Source organism: Nocardia veterana NBRC 100344 (assembly GCF_000308855.1).
In the GTDB taxonomy this organism is placed as follows: Bacteria; Actinomycetota; Actinomycetes; order Mycobacteriales; family Mycobacteriaceae; genus Nocardia; species Nocardia veterana.
The window spans coordinates 16,320-30,470 of sequence record NZ_BAGM01000083.1 but is presented as its reverse complement, the minus strand read 5'-3'; the positions used below and the strand labels follow the sequence as shown (position 1 = coordinate 30,470).

General features: G+C 69.4%; 13 protein-coding genes. 5 read left to right on the top strand and 8 right to left on the bottom strand.

The annotated features are described in order from the left end of the window. Positions 1-4 precede the first annotated feature (4 nt). A complete protein-coding gene (locus ON37_RS14475) occupies positions 5-370 on the top strand; it encodes a hypothetical protein (protein ID WP_040719940.1) in 366 nt (121 codons plus the stop codon). 8 nt (positions 371-378) lie between these two features. Here ON37_RS14475 and pgl read toward each other — a convergent pair whose 3' ends face one another. Genes pgl through tkt form a run of 5 tightly spaced genes read right to left on the bottom strand, consistent with a single transcriptional unit; the run spans position 379 to position 6,854 of the window. Next, positions 379-1,110 carry a 6-phosphogluconolactonase gene (gene pgl, locus ON37_RS14470; protein WP_040719938.1) on the bottom strand — a complete coding sequence of 244 codons (732 nt, stop codon included), beginning with the start codon at positions 1,108-1,110 and terminating at the stop codon, positions 379-381. After that, on the bottom strand, positions 1,103-2,011 hold the full coding sequence (gene opcA / locus ON37_RS14465) for a glucose-6-phosphate dehydrogenase assembly protein OpcA (RefSeq protein WP_312033462.1): 909 nt from the start codon (positions 2,009-2,011) through the stop codon (positions 1,103-1,105). The genes pgl and opcA overlap by 8 nt, the downstream gene beginning before the upstream one ends. Next, entirely contained in the window at positions 2,008-3,570 is a 1,563-nt protein-coding gene (gene zwf, locus ON37_RS14460; protein ID WP_040719934.1) for a glucose-6-phosphate dehydrogenase, read from the bottom strand. Before zwf ends, opcA begins: the two co-directional genes overlap by 4 nt. 5 nt (positions 3,571-3,575) lie before the next feature. After that, complete coding sequence (gene tal / locus ON37_RS14455) at positions 3,576-4,706, bottom strand: transaldolase (RefSeq protein WP_040719932.1); 1,131 nt, start codon at positions 4,704-4,706, stop codon at positions 3,576-3,578. 3 nt (positions 4,707-4,709) lie between these two features. Further along, positions 4,710-6,854, bottom strand: coding sequence for a transketolase (gene tkt, locus ON37_RS14450; RefSeq protein ID WP_040719930.1), 2,145 nt, complete (start codon positions 6,852-6,854; stop codon positions 4,710-4,712). Between the two features lie 458 nt (positions 6,855-7,312). Between tkt and ON37_RS14445 the strand changes: the two genes are divergently transcribed. Next, positions 7,313-8,299, top strand: coding sequence for a heme o synthase (locus ON37_RS14445; RefSeq protein ID WP_040719928.1), 987 nt, complete (start codon positions 7,313-7,315; stop codon positions 8,297-8,299). A 79-nt stretch (positions 8,300-8,378) separates the two neighbouring features. Here the strand turns inward: ON37_RS14445 and ON37_RS14440 are convergent, their stop codons facing one another. Both ON37_RS14440 and ON37_RS14435 read right to left on the bottom strand, forming a co-directional pair. After that, positions 8,379-9,527 carry a hypothetical protein gene (locus ON37_RS14440; protein ID WP_040719926.1) on the bottom strand — a complete coding sequence of 383 codons (1,149 nt, stop codon included), beginning with the start codon at positions 9,525-9,527 and terminating at the stop codon, positions 8,379-8,381. Between the two features lie 145 nt (positions 9,528-9,672). After that, on the bottom strand, positions 9,673-11,106 hold the full coding sequence (locus tag ON37_RS14435; RefSeq protein WP_040719924.1) for an FAD-dependent monooxygenase: 1,434 nt from the start codon (positions 11,104-11,106) through the stop codon (positions 9,673-9,675). An 81-nt stretch (positions 11,107-11,187) separates the two neighbouring features. Here ON37_RS14435 and ON37_RS14430 point away from each other — a divergent pair, with 81 nt between their 5' ends. Then, on the top strand, positions 11,188-11,808 hold the full coding sequence (locus ON37_RS14430; protein ID WP_040719922.1) for a TetR/AcrR family transcriptional regulator: 621 nt from the start codon (positions 11,188-11,190) through the stop codon (positions 11,806-11,808). Between the two features lie 6 nt (positions 11,809-11,814). Here ON37_RS14430 and ON37_RS14425 read toward each other — a convergent pair whose 3' ends face one another. Further along, the gene (locus tag ON37_RS14425; protein ID WP_040719920.1) at positions 11,815-12,780 is read right to left on the bottom strand and encodes a quinone oxidoreductase family protein; all 966 of its coding nucleotides are present in this window, start codon (positions 12,778-12,780) and stop codon (positions 11,815-11,817) included. 83 nt (positions 12,781-12,863) lie between these two features. Between ON37_RS14425 and ON37_RS14420 the strand changes: the two genes are divergently transcribed. Both ON37_RS14420 and ON37_RS14415 read left to right on the top strand, forming a co-directional pair. Beyond that, positions 12,864-13,214 carry a hypothetical protein gene (locus ON37_RS14420; RefSeq protein ID WP_040719918.1) on the top strand — a complete coding sequence of 117 codons (351 nt, stop codon included), beginning with the start codon at positions 12,864-12,866 and terminating at the stop codon, positions 13,212-13,214. A 4-nt stretch (positions 13,215-13,218) separates the two neighbouring features. Beyond that, positions 13,219-14,004 (top strand): transporter substrate-binding domain-containing protein, encoded by a 786-nt coding sequence (locus ON37_RS14415; protein ID WP_040719917.1) that lies wholly within the window; start codon positions 13,219-13,221, stop codon positions 14,002-14,004. Positions 14,005-14,151 lie beyond the last annotated feature (147 nt).

The window sequence follows — 14,151 nt, the reverse complement described above, 5'->3', positions numbered from 1 at the left end:
CCGGGTGCCTCTCGTCGACATCACCTGCGCCCATCGTGTGACCGACGATGCCACACGACGGCTGGTCGCGGAACTGCCGCATATCGTCTCGGTCGCGGTCGCCTGCGCGGACGAACCGTACGACGGTTGCCTGCAACCGGGCGATGTCCTGGTGCGGTGCCGGGCCGCCGGACCGTTCGACCGGTTCGATCTCGATGTGCTGATCGAAGTGCACTCGAAATGGTTTCCCGACCGCGCGGCCGACCGCCAACGACGGGCGGAGCAGATCCACGACGCGGCGGTGCGGCTGCTGCCCGCCGGGTACCTCGTCGGGGTCTATCTGAGCCTGCCCGTGGCGGCCTGGGCGCAGACCGAGACCGCCACCTCCTGAAACCGACCTCAGGGCAGTTTCGCCGCCGCGGCCTCGTCCAGCAGCCAGGTGGTGGATTCGCTGCCGTGCGCTCCGGCCGCCGGGACCTCCAGCGGGGAGGCACCGGCTAGGGCGGCAGCCACCGCCTCGGCCTTCGACTCGCCACCGACCACCAGCACCACGTGCCGGGCGCGGGCGACCGCGGGCAGGGTCAGCGTGACCCGCACCGGGGGCGGTTTCGGCGAATCGGTCACGGCCACCACGAGTTCGTGTTCCTCGGCGACCGCCGGAGTATGCGGGAACAGCGAATTGATGTGGCCTTCGCCGCCCATGCCGAGCAGATGCAGATCGAAGGCGCCGTAGGTGGTGAGGTGGGCGTGAACGGCCGCCGAATACTCCGCCGCCGCTTCGACCGGATCGGGATATTCGCCGTCGGAGGTCGCGACCGGATGGACACGCGCGGGATCCACCGGGACGTGGTCGAGGAGGGCCTGGCGGGCCTGCAGCTCGTTGCGTTCGGGATCGCCCGCGGGCACGAAGCGCTCATCACCCCAGAAGATATCCAGCCGCCCGAAGTCGATCGCACCGGGCGCCTTGCGCACCTGCTCCAGCAGCCCGATCCCGGTGCCGCCGCCGGTGAGCACGACCGAGGCCGATCCGCGTTCGGCCTGTGCCCGGGTCACGACCCGGACGAAGTGCACGGCCGCGGCCGTGACCAGTTCCTCGGTTCCGGGAAAAACCTCGATCCGGGGCTTACTCATAGATCACCTTCCCGATTCCGGCCAGGGCCTCGGCGTACACTTCGTCGGCGTCGAGGCGCCGTAGCTCCTCGGCCAGGCAGTCCTTGGTTTCGCGGCGGGCGAGCGCGAACCGCTGGTCGGGCTCACCCGTACGGGTCAGCGTCGCGGTCCGGCCGGTTTGCGGGCGGGCGATGCCGATCGAGACCGTCGGCCGGTGCACTTCGACCTTCAGTTCCCCGGTCTGCCGGCGGATCGGGCAGTCCAGCTTCGCCGCCAGCCAGCCGGCCAGGATATCGAGCGCCGGCTCCTCGGCCAGTCCGGAGACCGTCACCGACTCGATCGGTTCGTACGGCGGCACATCGAGAGCCGAGGCCAGCAGCGCGCGCCAGAAGGTGATCCGGCTCCAGGCCAGGTCGGTGTCACCGGGTGCGTAGGAATCGAGCCGCCGGGTGATCGCCGCACGTGGATCGGGCGCATAGGTGGAATCGGTAATGCGCCGAATCGCCAAGCGTCCCACCGAGTCCCGCGACGGGAATTCCGGCGCGCCGCGCGGCCACCAGGCGACCACCGGAGTGTCGGGCAGCAGGAACGGGATGACGACACTGCTTTCGTTGTTGACCAGTTCACCCTGCAACCGCAGCACTATCACCTCGGCCGCCCCCGCATCGCCGCCGACCCGGATCTGCGCGTCCAGCTTGGTCTCGGCGAACCGATCGCCACGCGCCAGCACGATCACGCGACAGGGATGTTCGCGACTGGCATCGTTGGCCGCGTCGATCGCGTCCTCCGCCTCGGAGGAGTCCAGTGTGCACACCACCAGGGTGAGCACCCGGCCCATCGCGATCACGCCGTTGGATTCCCGCAAGCTGACCAGCCGCTTGGTCACGTCCCGCGTGCTGGTGTCGGGCATGTCGACGATCACGGCCGCCGCCATTCCCGCCCGGTGCGGGCGAGCATCTCGTCGGCGGAGGACGGACCCCAGGTCCCGGCCTCGTAGGGTTCGGGCTTCCCGCCCGCCGCCCAGTGCTCGAGCACGGGATCGAGGATGCGCCAGGCCAATTCGACCTCCTCGTTGACGGGGAACAGCGACGGCTCGCCCAGCAGCACATCGAGGATGAGCCGCTCGTAGGCCTCGGGGGAGGATTCGGTGAACGACTCGCCGTAGCTGAAATCCATGTTGACGTCGCGGACCTCCATGCTGGAGCCGGGCACCTTCGACCCGAACCGCATGGTGATGCCCTCATCCGGCTGTACCCGGATGACCAGCGCGTTCTGCCCCAGTTCCTCGGTCATCGTCTGATCGAAGGGCAGATGCGGCGCCCGCTTGAACATGACGGCGATCTCGGTGACCCTGCGGCCCAGGCGTTTTCCGGTGCGCAGGTAGAACGGCACCCCGGCCCAGCGCCGGGTGTCGACGTTGAGGGTGATGGCGGCGTAGGTTTCGGTGCGCGAATGCGGGTCGAAACCTTCCTCCTCGAGCAGGCCCACCACCCGTTCGCTGCCCTGCCATCCGGCCGCGTACTGCCCGCGAGCCGTGGTCTCCTCCAGCGGTTCGACCAGTTTCGTCGCCGAGAGGACCTTGATCTTCTCGATCTGCAGCTGCCGCGGCTGGAAACTGACCGGATCCTCCATCGCGGTCAACGCCAGCAACTGCAGCAGATGGTTCTGGATCACATCGCGCGCGGCGCCGATGCCGTCGTAATAGCCTGCGCGCCCGCCCAATCCGATGTCCTCGGCCATCGTGATCTGCACGTGGTCGACGAAGTTGGCGTTCCAGATCGGCTCGAACAGTTCGTTCGCGAACCGTAGTGCCAACAGGTTCTGCACCGTCTCCTTGCCGAGGTAGTGGTCGATGCGGAACACCGTCTCCTCGGGGAAGACCCGATTGACCAGCGCGTTGAGTTCCTGCGCACTCTGCAGATCGTGACCGAAGGGCTTTTCGATGACCACCCGCCGCCAGGGCTGCGGTTTACCCGGCCCGGACTCCGGCGGTTTGGCCAGTCCGGTGCGCGAAAGCTGTTCCAGCACAACCGGAAAGGCGTTCGGCGGAATCGACAGGTAGAAGGCGTGGTTGCCGCCGGTGCCGCGTTCGGCGTCGAGCTTCTTCAGCGTCTGCGCGAGCGTGCCGAAGGCGGCATCGTCGTCGAAGGTGCCCTGGACGAAGCGAATGCCCTCCGACAGCTGATCCCACACTTCCTGACGGAACGGGGTGCGCGCGTGCGTCTTGACCGCATCCAGGACGACCTCGGCGAAATCCTCGTCGGCGTAGTCGCGCCGGGCGAAACCGACCAGCGCGAAGCCCGGCGGCAGCAGCCCCCGGTTCGCGAGGTCGTAGATGGCCGGCATCAGCTTCTTGCGCGACAGATCGCCTGTCACCCCGAAGATCACCATGCTGCACGGGCCGGCGATCCGGGGAAGCCGCTTGTCGCGCTCCTCGCGCAGCGGATTCCCCGGGGCGGCCGTCTTCTTCTGGCCGGCCATCGCGGTCAGTTGCTTCCGGTGCTCTTCAATTCGGTGGCCGTCGCGGTGAGCAGCTCGTCCCACGACTTCTCGAACTTCTCCACGCCCTCGCGCTCGAGCACCACGAAGACGTCGTCGAGATCGACCCCGACGTCGCGGAGCGCGTCGAAGACACCCTGCGCCTCGGCCGCGGTGCCCGAGACGGTGTCGCCGCGCAGCTCACCGTGGTCGGCGAAGGCTTCGAGGGTCTTCTCCGGCAGCGTGTTCACCGTATTCGGCGCCACCAGTTCGGTGATGTACATGGTGTCGGGGTAGTCCGGATTCTTCACACCCGTCGACGCCCACAGCGGCCGCTGCCGGTTGGCGCCGGAGGAGGCCAGATGCGAATAGGTCGAGGTGTGCTTACCGCCGTCGAAGACGTCCTGATACGCGGCGTAGGCCAGGCGCGCGTTGGCGATACCCGCCTTACCGCGCAGCGCCAGCGCCTCCGGCGTCCCGATCTGCTCGAGCCGCTTGTCGATCTCGGTGTCCACCCGGGAGACGAAGAACGATGCCACCGAGTGGATGTGGGCCAGATCGTGGCCGGCGATGCGCGCCTTGCGCAGGCCGTCCAGGTAGGCGCCCATCACGCTGCGGTAGCGCTCCACCGAGAAGATCAGCGTGACGTTGACGCTGATACCCTCCGCGATCACCTTGGTGATCGCCGGCAGTCCTTCCTCGGTGGCCGGGATCTTGATGAACAGATTCGGCCGGTCGACGATCTTCCACAGCTCGACCGCCTGGGCGACGGTCTTGTCGGTGTCGAACGCCAGCCGCGGGTCGACCTCGATCGACACCCGGCCGTCGACGCCGCCGGTGGCCTCGAACACCTCGGCCAGCACGTCACACGCCGAGCGGACGTCGTCGGTGGTGATCGTGCGGATGGCGGCGTCGGCGTCGGCGCCCTGGGCGGCCAGTTCCTTGACCTGGTCGTCGTAGGCGTGACCGTCGCTCAGCGCGACCTGGAAGATGGTCGGGTTGGTGGTGACGCCGACGACGCTGCGGGTGGCCACCAGCTCGGCCAGATTGCCCGAGCGAATTCGATTGCGTGACAGGTCGTCGAGCCAGACCGATACGCCGGCCTGCGACAGTTCGGCGAGATTCTCGTTCTGTGCCATTGCTTATCCCTTCACCTTGGCGAGTGAGCGCTGCGCGGCATCGACGACGGCCTCGGCGGTGATGCCGAATTCCTCGAACAGGACCTTGAACGGCGCCGAGGCACCGAAGTGCTCGATCGACACGTTCTCGCCGTCGCTGCCGGTGAAGCGGTGCCAGGGCATCGCGATCCCGGCCTCGACCGTGACGCGAGCGGTGATCTGCGGGGGCAGCACCTCGTCGCGGTAGGACTGGTCCTGCGCGTCGAACCACTCCACGCACGGCATGGACACCACCCGGGTGCCGATGCCCTGCTCCTCCAGCGTAGTGCGCGCGGCGACAGCGAGCTGTAGTTCGGATCCGGTGGCGATCAGGATCACCTGCGGTGTGCCGGTGGAGGATTCGGCCAGGATGTAGCCGCCCCGGGACACGCCCTCGTAGCTGGTGCCCTCCAGGGTCGGCACGTCCTGACGGGTCAGCGCCAGCGCGGACGGGCCGTCGGTGTGCGGGTGGTCGGCCGGCACGAAATGCGAATGCTGCTCGGCGCTTTCGAGTTCGAGGATGGTCCGCCAGGCGTACACGGTCTCGTTGGCGTCGCCGGGACGGACCACGTTCAGACCCGGAATGGCGCGCAGCGCCGCCAGGTGCTCGATCGGCTGATGGGTCGGGCCGTCCTCGCCGAGGCCGATGGAGTCGTGGGTCCACACGTAGATCGCCGGAACCCGCATGAGCGCGGCCAGTCGCACCGCCGGACGCATGTAGTCGGAGAACACCAGGAAGGTGCCGCCGTAGGGCCGGGTCGGTCCGTGCAGGGCGATGCCGTTGAGGATCGAGCCCATCGCATGCTCACGCACGCCGAAGTGCAGCGTCCGGCCGTAGGGCTCGGCCTTCCACATTCCGGTGGAGATCGTCGACGGCCCGAAGCTGGGGACGTTCGGCATCGTGGTGTTGTTGGATTCGGCCAGGTCGGCCGAGCCACCCCAGAGCTCCGGCAGCACCGGCGCCAGCGCGGCCAGCACCTTGCCGGAGGCCTTGCGGGTGGCCATCCCCTTCGGGTCGGTCTCGAACGACGGCAGGGCCTCGGTCCAGCCCTTGGGCAGCCGACGCTGCGCCAGCCGGTCGAACAGTTCCTTGTTCTCGGGGTTGCCCTGCGCCCACGCGTCGAAGCGTTCCTGCCAGGCGGCGCGGGCGGCCTTGGCGCGGGAGGCTGCGTTGCCGCGGGTGTGCGCGATCACCTCGTCGTCGACCACGAAGCTCTGGTCCGGGTCGAAGCCGAGCGCCTTCTTCACCTCGGCCACCTCGTCGGCGCCGAGCGCGGCGCCGTGCGCGGCCCCGGTGTTCATCTTGTTCGGCGCCGGATAGCCGATGACGGTCCGCAGCAGGATGAACGACGGCTTGTCGGTCACCGCCTTGGCGGCCTCGATCGCCTCCAGGATGCCGGTGACGTTCTCGCCGCCCTCGACGGTCTGCACATGCCAGCCGTAGGCGCGGTAGCGCTCGGCGGTGTCCTCGGTGAGCGCGATCGAGGTGTCGTCCTCGATGGAGATCCGGTTGTCGTCGTAGAAGACGATCAGGTTGCCCAGCTGCTGTGTGCCGGCCAGCGACGACGCCTCGGAGGTCACACCCTCTTCGATGTCACCGTCGGAGGCGATGACGTAGATGTAGTGGTCGAACGGGCTCGCGCCGTGCGGGGCGGACGGGTCGAACAGGCCACGCTCCCGACGCGAAGCCATCGCCATACCGACCGCCGAGGCCAGACCCTGGCCGAGCGGGCCGGTGGTGATCTCCACACCGCGGGTGTGCCGGAACTCGGGGTGGCCGGGGGTCAGCGAACCCCACTGGCGCAGATGCTTCAGATCGTCGAGCTCGAGTCCGATACCCGCCAAATACAGCTGGATGTACTGGGTGAGGCTGGAGTGACCGCAGGAGAGCACGAAGCGGTCGCGGCCGGTCCAGTCCGGGTCGCTGGGGTCGTAGTTCATCACCCGCTGGTAGAGCGTGTAGGCCAGCGGCGCCAAGCTCATCGCGGTGCCGGGATGGCCGTTGCCCGCGTTCTGCACCGCGTCGGCGGCCAGGACACGAACGGTATCGACCGCTCTGGTGTCCAGTTCGGTCCAGTCGGCGGGGTGGACGGGCTGAGTGAGGGCGCGGATGTCGTCTGTGACTGACACGACCGAGGTTCTCCTGACCTTCTCGTGTGGGGTACAACGGCGGCTTGCGGGCTGTGTACCCACCACCCTAGAGGTCACGCTCTCCATGTGAGCGGGGAACCCGCCGTCCGCACCCCGTGCCGCACCACGGCGTTACGGTGAACGATTCCGCCTGTCGATCCGGTGACCGGCGCCGTCCCGGAACGGCCCCCCTCGCGCGTCCGTCCACGCCGCGGCTGTGGGTCGCGCCACTGCCGTGGACGCCCTGACCACGCCGATCGCCTGGGGCACGGGCGGTTTCGCGGCGGGTGGGTGCCGGAGCCCAACCCGCGGGGGTCTACCATCGTCTGTAGTAGAGGCTGCGCCGCCCGCGCCGCACTCTGCGGTGACAGCGGAAACGGCTGCGCGCGGCAGGCTCGCCACGCCGCCGGACCCGCTGCTTCCCTACCGGATCGATGCACCACCTGCGAGGAGAGACAGTGCGGATTGGGCAACAGCCGGGTGATGCGCATGGCTCCTCCGCGACGGCGCTCGCCGACCGTGTCCAGGGCAGCGGCCCGCTGTCGGCACTGACCCGCCGAGTGCTCGCCTACATCGCCCTCACCAAGCCGCGAGTGATCGAACTGCTGCTGGTCGCCACCATCCCGACCATGCTGCTGGCCGACCGCGGCCACGTCGACATCCGGCTGATCGTGGCCACCCTCTTCGGCGGGTGGATGGGCGCGGCGAGCGCGAACACGCTCAACTGCGTCGCCGACGCCGACATCGACAAGGTCATGAAACGGACCTCCAAGCGGCCGCTGGCCCGCGAGGCGGTGCCGACGCGGAACGCCTTCGTCTTCGGCGTCGTCCTGGGTGCGGGGTCGTTCGCGTGGCTGTGGTGGCAGGCGAATCTGCTGTCCGGCCTGCTGGTCGTGGCGACGATTCTGTTCTACGTCTTCGTCTACACCCTCGGCCTGAAACGCCGGACCTCGCAGAACGTGGTCTGGGGCGGTGCCGCGGGATGTATGCCCGCTCTGGTCGGCTGGTCGGCGGTCACCGGCAGCATCGGCTGGCCCGCGATCGCGCTGTTCGCGGTCATCTTCTTCTGGACGCCGCCGCACACCTGGGCGCTGGCCATGCGCTACAAGGACGACTACCGCGCGGCCGGGGTGCCGATGCTGCCGGTGGTGGCCACCGAGCGGACCGTCACCAAGCAGATCGTCGTCTACACCTGGCTGACCGTGCTCGCGACCCTGGCGCTGATTCCGGCGACCGGCGTCGTGTACGCGGCGGTCGCTCTGGTCGCGGGCGCGTGGTTCCTGTTGATGGCGCATCAGCTGTATTCGGGTGTGCGCCGCGGTGCGTCGGTGAAACCGTTGCGGCTCTTCCTGCAGTCCAACAACTACCTCGCGGTGGTGTTCTGCGGTCTGGCCGTGGATTCGGTTCTGGGCTGGCACACCATCGGCTCGACCCTGTTCGGCTGACGTCTGGGCCGCCGATCCCGACTGCGACGATGTTCCGGCCGCGTCCGGCACGGCGAGCTTCGGCCCGCGCCCGCTCGGATCAGCCGGGGCAGCCGGGCTGGAACGGGTAGCACGCCTTGCCTGGGGTCTGGGTCGGAACGCTGCGTTCGGGCGCGGGAGTGTAGTGCGTCGTGGTGGTCCGCTCGGGGGCCGGTGCGTGCGATGGTCCGGATCCGGCCTTGCCGCCCGCGGTGCACGTCGCGGCGAGCCCCAGCACGACCACCAGCAGGGCCAGCAGAATCAGCGGCACCACGCCGCGGTTGCGGCGCCGCGGCGGCGCCGGCGGCCGCGGATCGAAGGGCACGGAATACGGTTGGGCGCTACCGCCGTACGTGGGTTGCGGTCCGGTCGCGGGGGCGCCGGGGCCGAATCCCGATGTCGCCGTGGCCGATACGGGTTGCGGGACCGGCCCGGGCGGTGCGGCCGGTTGCGGGCGGGCCATCGAGACCGGAGCACCCCCTGCGGAGATCGGCGCGCTCGCCGGGGCGGGTCCGGCACCGGGCAGCGGTGCACCAGCCGGCACGCGCGGTGGGCGCGCGCTCGGTACCGGATCGGCGGGTGGGGGAGTCCGGTCCAAGCGGGCGGGAAAGCCCTCCGCGGTCAGATCGGAATGTGTTGCGGCCGCCGCGAATCCGAGGGTGCCCAAGGCCTGACCGACCTGCGTGGCGTCCCAGGTGTCGGGCGCGTCGGCGGTGATCCGGGTGAAGTAGGCGCGCAGCGCGGCCGGACCGTCCCCCAGGACCACATCGATGCCGTCGGGCAATTCGCCCTGTTCGAGGGTGACCCGGCTGCCCAGTTGCGGCATCACCAGCACCATGCCGGTCACGCCGACGCGTTCCCGTCCCGGCGCGCCGCGCAGCAGTTCGGCGATCTCCCCGGTGCGGGCGCGGATCTCGGTCATCGGCTCGGTGCCGGCCTCGGTGCCGGTGAGGGGCGCGATGCGCTCGTCGATGGTCCAGGGTCGATATCCCGACACCGCCAGCGTGCCGCTGGCCCGCTCGGTGAAATCCTTGATGACGATCACGACACAGGTTTTCGGCGTCCACACGATGACGTCGGCGGCCCCGGCGGCCACCACCGCGATACCCGGTAGGCCGTGCGCGCCGGTCCAGGTCTTCAGCCAGTTCGCCACCGTCCGTTCGGAATTGGACAGCCGCGACGGGTCGTCGTTGCGAACCTTCACCAACATCTGGATCAACCCCTGACCGATGCCTGTTCTGCCGGCCGGCCCGAGCGGCCGTCCGATCACCGTACGACGGTACGGCGAAGCGGGCGAATCGGCTTGGGCGGCAGCACAGATCATCCACTATGGCATGGCCCGGTTCGTCGGCGGGTCACCTCTGCCGGCGCCAGGCGAGGTGTCCGTCCGGCCGCACCAGCACTTCGGTCCCGGCTGTGGCGGCGTAGGCGGCGAAGGCATGCCCGTCGACCGCGACCAATTGCCCGGTCGCGACCTGTCGGCCGGGCTCGACGATGGAGTAGGCGCGGATGCCCGGCTCTGCGGCGGTGGTGACGGGCGTGCCGAACGACAACCGCGTCGCGTGCGGCCCCCGGAACAGATCGAACAGTCGCACGACGGTGCCGTCGCCGCGGCGCAGCGGTGCGTCCGGCGCGCGATCGCCGGCGGTGAGGGCGCCGTTGTCGGCGGGGGAGCGGTACGTGATGCCGAGTTGCCGGGTCTGCGGTCCGCGTTCGAGGGCGTCCTCGCGACCGGCGAGATGTCTGGTCAGGAGCTCGGAGCTCAGTCCGAGTACCTGCAGGGCGACGCCCCGGCGTTCGGGCTCGTAGCTGTCGAGCGGACGGTCGTCGCCGTCGAGGGCCGCGGCCAGTTTCCAACCGAGGTTGTAGGCGTCCTGGATCCCGGTGTTCATGCCCTGGCCGCCGGTCGGCGGATGGACGTGCGCGGCATCGCCGGCCAGCAGCACCCGACCCACCCGGAATCGTTCGGCGAGCCGGAGATTCGGCCGCCACACCGTCGACCAGACCGGCTCCGCGAGGACGATGTCCGCGCGCCCCGACACCTGCTCGAGCCGGCGCTGCAGCAGCTCCCGGGTCGGTTCGGCATCCCGGCTCAGCGGCGTCGCGAACTGGAACAGGGCGCCACCGGGCAGTGGGGTCAGCGAGATGCCCTCCGCCGGTGCGTCGGCGGGTGCGAACCAGTAGCCGAATTCGTGGTCGAGTCCGGTGGCCGTCACATCGCCGAGCAGCATCCGGATCGATTCGTCGGTGGTTCCCGCGAACGCGACACCGAGAGTTCGGCGGACGGCGCTCGCGCCGCCGTCGGCGCCGACCAGATAGGCCACCCGCGCCGTCTCGATGCCCGCCGGGCCGGCCAGAGTGACGGTGACCCCCTCCGCATCCTGCGCGAAATCGGCCACGGCCGTGCCGAATTCGACCGCCACCCCGAAATCGGCGAGCCGGGCACGCAGCAGCCGTTCGGTATCGGACTGTCCGAGCACCCACGGATTCGGATACGGCACCGCCGGGGTCGGGTCGCACATTTCGCTCATCCGGCGTTCGGCGACCGGCTCGCCACCGAGATGGATGCGGATGAGCGGCATCGGCGAACCCGCCGCCAGCACTGCGTCCAGCACGCCCAGGTCGTCGAAGACCTCCAGGGTGCGGGGCTGGATCCCGTCCCCCCGGGAGCCGGCGAACGGGGTCGCGGCACGGTCCACGATCCGCAGGTCGATGCCGCGACGGGCCAGATCGATGGCGAGGGTGAGTCCGGTCGGGCCGGCTCCGGCGATGAGTACACGTGCTGACATGAGGACTCCATTGCTGAATTAAAATTCACTGAATGTAGATTCAGTGTGCGGGTTGCTAATGTCCGGAGTCAAGGAGGTGTGATGGCGACCGGACGCGAGCGGGGCGGCAGTCGCAAGGAACGGTCCGCGGAGACCGAGCAGGCGCTCAAGGACGCGGCGCGGCGCCTGTTCGCCGAACGCGGGTACCTGAACACCAAGATCGTCGACATCACCGCCGCGGCGGGCCGATCGGCGGGGTCGTTCTACAACCACTTCGCCGGGAAGGAGCAGTTGCTGCAGGCGCTGCTGGAAGATTTCGCCGCCGAGGGGGACACCTCCGCGGAGACGGGAGCCCACGATCCCGACTTCACCCGGCCCGAGGCGGTCGCCTTTCACGTCGAGGCGTTCTGGAGGTTCTCGCGCGACCATTGGCCGGTCCTGCGGGCGGTCGCGCAGGCCGCGCTCGTCGACGAGGACTTCGCCCGGATCGCCCGTCGATTCTCGGCGGATCAACTGGCCGAGATCGTCGACCATGTCGACGGCTTCGACGCGGCCGGACTACGGCTGCCCGCGACCCCGGGATTCAGTGTGGCACTGATGTTTCTGCTCGTGCGAGCCGCCGTCGACGCGGTCCAGGAGGGCGTGCTCGACATCGACGACGAGCAGGCGATGGCGGGCTTGACCCGGTTCGTCTACCGGGGGCTCACCGGCCGCGACTACTGATCCCGGTCAGGGCACCAGCACGATCGACCCGGTGGTCTTGCGGGCCTGCAGGTCGCGATGCGCCTGCGCAGCCTCGGCCAGTGGATATTCCGCACCGATGCGCACCCGCAGCGTTCCGTCCGCGATCGCGTTCATGACATCGCCTGCGCGCCAGGTCAATTCGGCGCGGTCGCGGGTGTAGTGCGCGAGCGTCGGGCGGGTGACGAACAGTGACCCCGCCGGGTTGAGCCGCTGCAGATCGAACGGGGGAACCTGACCGCTGGCGGCGCCGAACAGGGCCAGCATGCCGCGAATCCGCAACGACGCCAGGCTCGCCTCGAAGGTCGCCGCGCCCACACCGTCGTAGACCGCCGCCACGCCTTCACCGGCGGTGAGCTCGCGCACCCGCTGCGCCAGATCGTCGCCGTAGCGCAGCACATGTGTAGCCCCGGCCTCGCGCGACAACTCCTCCTTGGCATCGGTGGATACGGTGGTGATGACGCGGATATCGCGGGCCGCCGCGAGCTGGGTCAACAACAGTCCCACCCCGCCGGCGCCGGCATGCACCAGAATCGTTTCCCCCGGCGCCGGCTTGTAGACCGATTCGATCAGATAGTGCGCGGTCATTCCCTGCAGCAGTGCCGAGGCCGCCACCGCCGCCGGGACCCTGTCCGGAACCGCGACCGCCACCGCCGTATCCACCGCGACTCGCTCGGCGTAACTACCGGGGGCGGCCGCCCACGCCACGCGGTCGCCGACGGTGAAATCGGTCACCTCGGCGCCGACCGCGGCCACCACGCCGGTGCCTTCCGACCCCGGAATGTAGGGCACCGGCTGCGGATAGGTGCCGGTGCGGATATAGGTGTCGATGAAATTGACACCCGCCGCCTCGGTGTCGACGAGCAGCTGATTCGGACCGATGACGGGATCGTCGACCTCCGTGGCGACGAGCACCTCGGGACCACCGTGTTCGCTGACCTGAATGGCGCGCATGGAATCCAGTTCTACACCCGGCGCCGCCCGGGCCCGCCGACAGGGCGGTCGCGGCCACACTACCGGGCGGTAAACTCGCCGCCATGAGCGAAACCGCCACCGTGGCCCCGGCGAAGCCGTCGGCCGCCGTCATCGATTCGGTCAAGAAGTTCGTCGCCGAACACGGCGGTTCGGGCATGGCCGTGCTGCAGCCGATCGGACGCATCGGCGTGCGGATCACCCTGGTCGGCGCCGACGGCGTTCTCGGCGACCGGGTCGTCGACGATCTGCCCACCGCCAAGGCCGTGGTCGAGGCCGTCGACGGACTGGCCGAGACCGAGCACTGGGACCGCGATCTGAGCGCCGCGGCCAACCCCGCCAAGGGGCATTGGGCCAAGATGGCCGGCTGGGTAGCCCGGCAGAGCAGGTACCCGAAGGCTCGCAACGAGCGGTGACCGCATGGGGAAGGCGATTCCGCGCCGAATCCCGGCCGTCGCGGCGGCTGTTGCGGCCACGCTCCTGGCTGTTGCCGCCCCGGCGCGTGCCGATGCGCCCGAGGCGATGCGCGTCTGCACCACCGGCGACTATCCGCCGTATTCGGTCGCGGACGGTCGGGGCGGCTATCGGGGCATCGATATCGACCTGGTGCGAGACATGGCCGAGCTGCTGCATCGGCCGCTTCGATTCGTGCCCACCACCTGGTCGTCGATGAGCGCCGATTTCGCCGCGCGCAGCTGCGATCTCGCCGTCGGCGGGATCTCCGATTCCGCCGCACGGCGCGCCTACGCGGACTTCTCGCTGAGCTACGGTACCGACGGCAAGACACCGATCGTGCGCGCCGCGGACGCCGACGCCTACGCCACGATCGCCCAGATCGATCAACCGCAGGTGCGGGTGATAGTCAATCGGGGCGGAACCAACGAACAATTCGCGCGCACCCATTTCCCGCACGCCCAGCTGACCGTGTGGCCGGACAACGTGACCATCTTCGACCAGATCTCGGCCGGTCGCGCCGATGTGTTCGTCACCGACTCGGTCGAGGGCCGCTATCGCGCCCGGCAACATCCGGATCTGCGCGTGCTGCACCCCGAGAAACCGTTCGATTCGTTCGGCAAGGTATTCCTGCTGCCGAAGAACGAGCCCGTGACCGCGGCCGTGGTGAACGGTTGGCTCGCGAGTCAGCTGGCCACCGGCGGAATCGAGCGCCGCTTCGCGGAGTGGATCGGGCCCGGCGCCACGGCCTGACCGGTCCGCCGAGGGGCCATAATCGGCGGGGTAGCGGATAAAGCGGCGAGCCGGACCGCGGTCCTGGTCTGTCAGGGCCGGGCGGTGGCCGACGACCGGCCGGCAGTCGGATTCTTCTCCGATCCCGTTGCCGGACAACTACTTCGG

Bases quoted from the DNA above. Each gene is read 5' to 3' on its own strand.
- ON37_RS14415 (WP_040719917.1), top strand. From the start codon at position 13,219: ATGGGGAAGGCGATTCCGCGCCGAATCCCGGCCGTCGCGGCGGCTGTT.
- ON37_RS14435 (WP_040719924.1), bottom strand. From the start codon at position 11,106: ATGTCAGCACGTGTACTCATCGCCGGAGCCGGCCCGACCGGACTCACC.
- ON37_RS14430 (WP_040719922.1), top strand. From the start codon at position 11,188: ATGGCGACCGGACGCGAGCGGGGCGGCAGTCGCAAGGAACGGTCCGCG.
- ON37_RS14440 (WP_040719926.1), bottom strand. From the start codon at position 9,527: ATGTTGGTGAAGGTTCGCAACGACGACCCGTCGCGGCTGTCCAATTCC.
- zwf (WP_040719934.1), bottom strand. From the start codon at position 3,570: ATGGCCGGCCAGAAGAAGACGGCCGCCCCGGGGAATCCGCTGCGCGAG.
- ON37_RS14425 (WP_040719920.1), bottom strand. From the start codon at position 12,780: ATGCGCGCCATTCAGGTCAGCGAACACGGTGGTCCCGAGGTGCTCGTC.
- ON37_RS14420 (WP_040719918.1), top strand. From the start codon at position 12,864: ATGAGCGAAACCGCCACCGTGGCCCCGGCGAAGCCGTCGGCCGCCGTC.
- pgl (WP_040719938.1), bottom strand. From the start codon at position 1,110: ATGAGTAAGCCCCGGATCGAGGTTTTTCCCGGAACCGAGGAACTGGTC.
- tal (WP_040719932.1), bottom strand. From the start codon at position 4,706: ATGGCACAGAACGAGAATCTCGCCGAACTGTCGCAGGCCGGCGTATCG.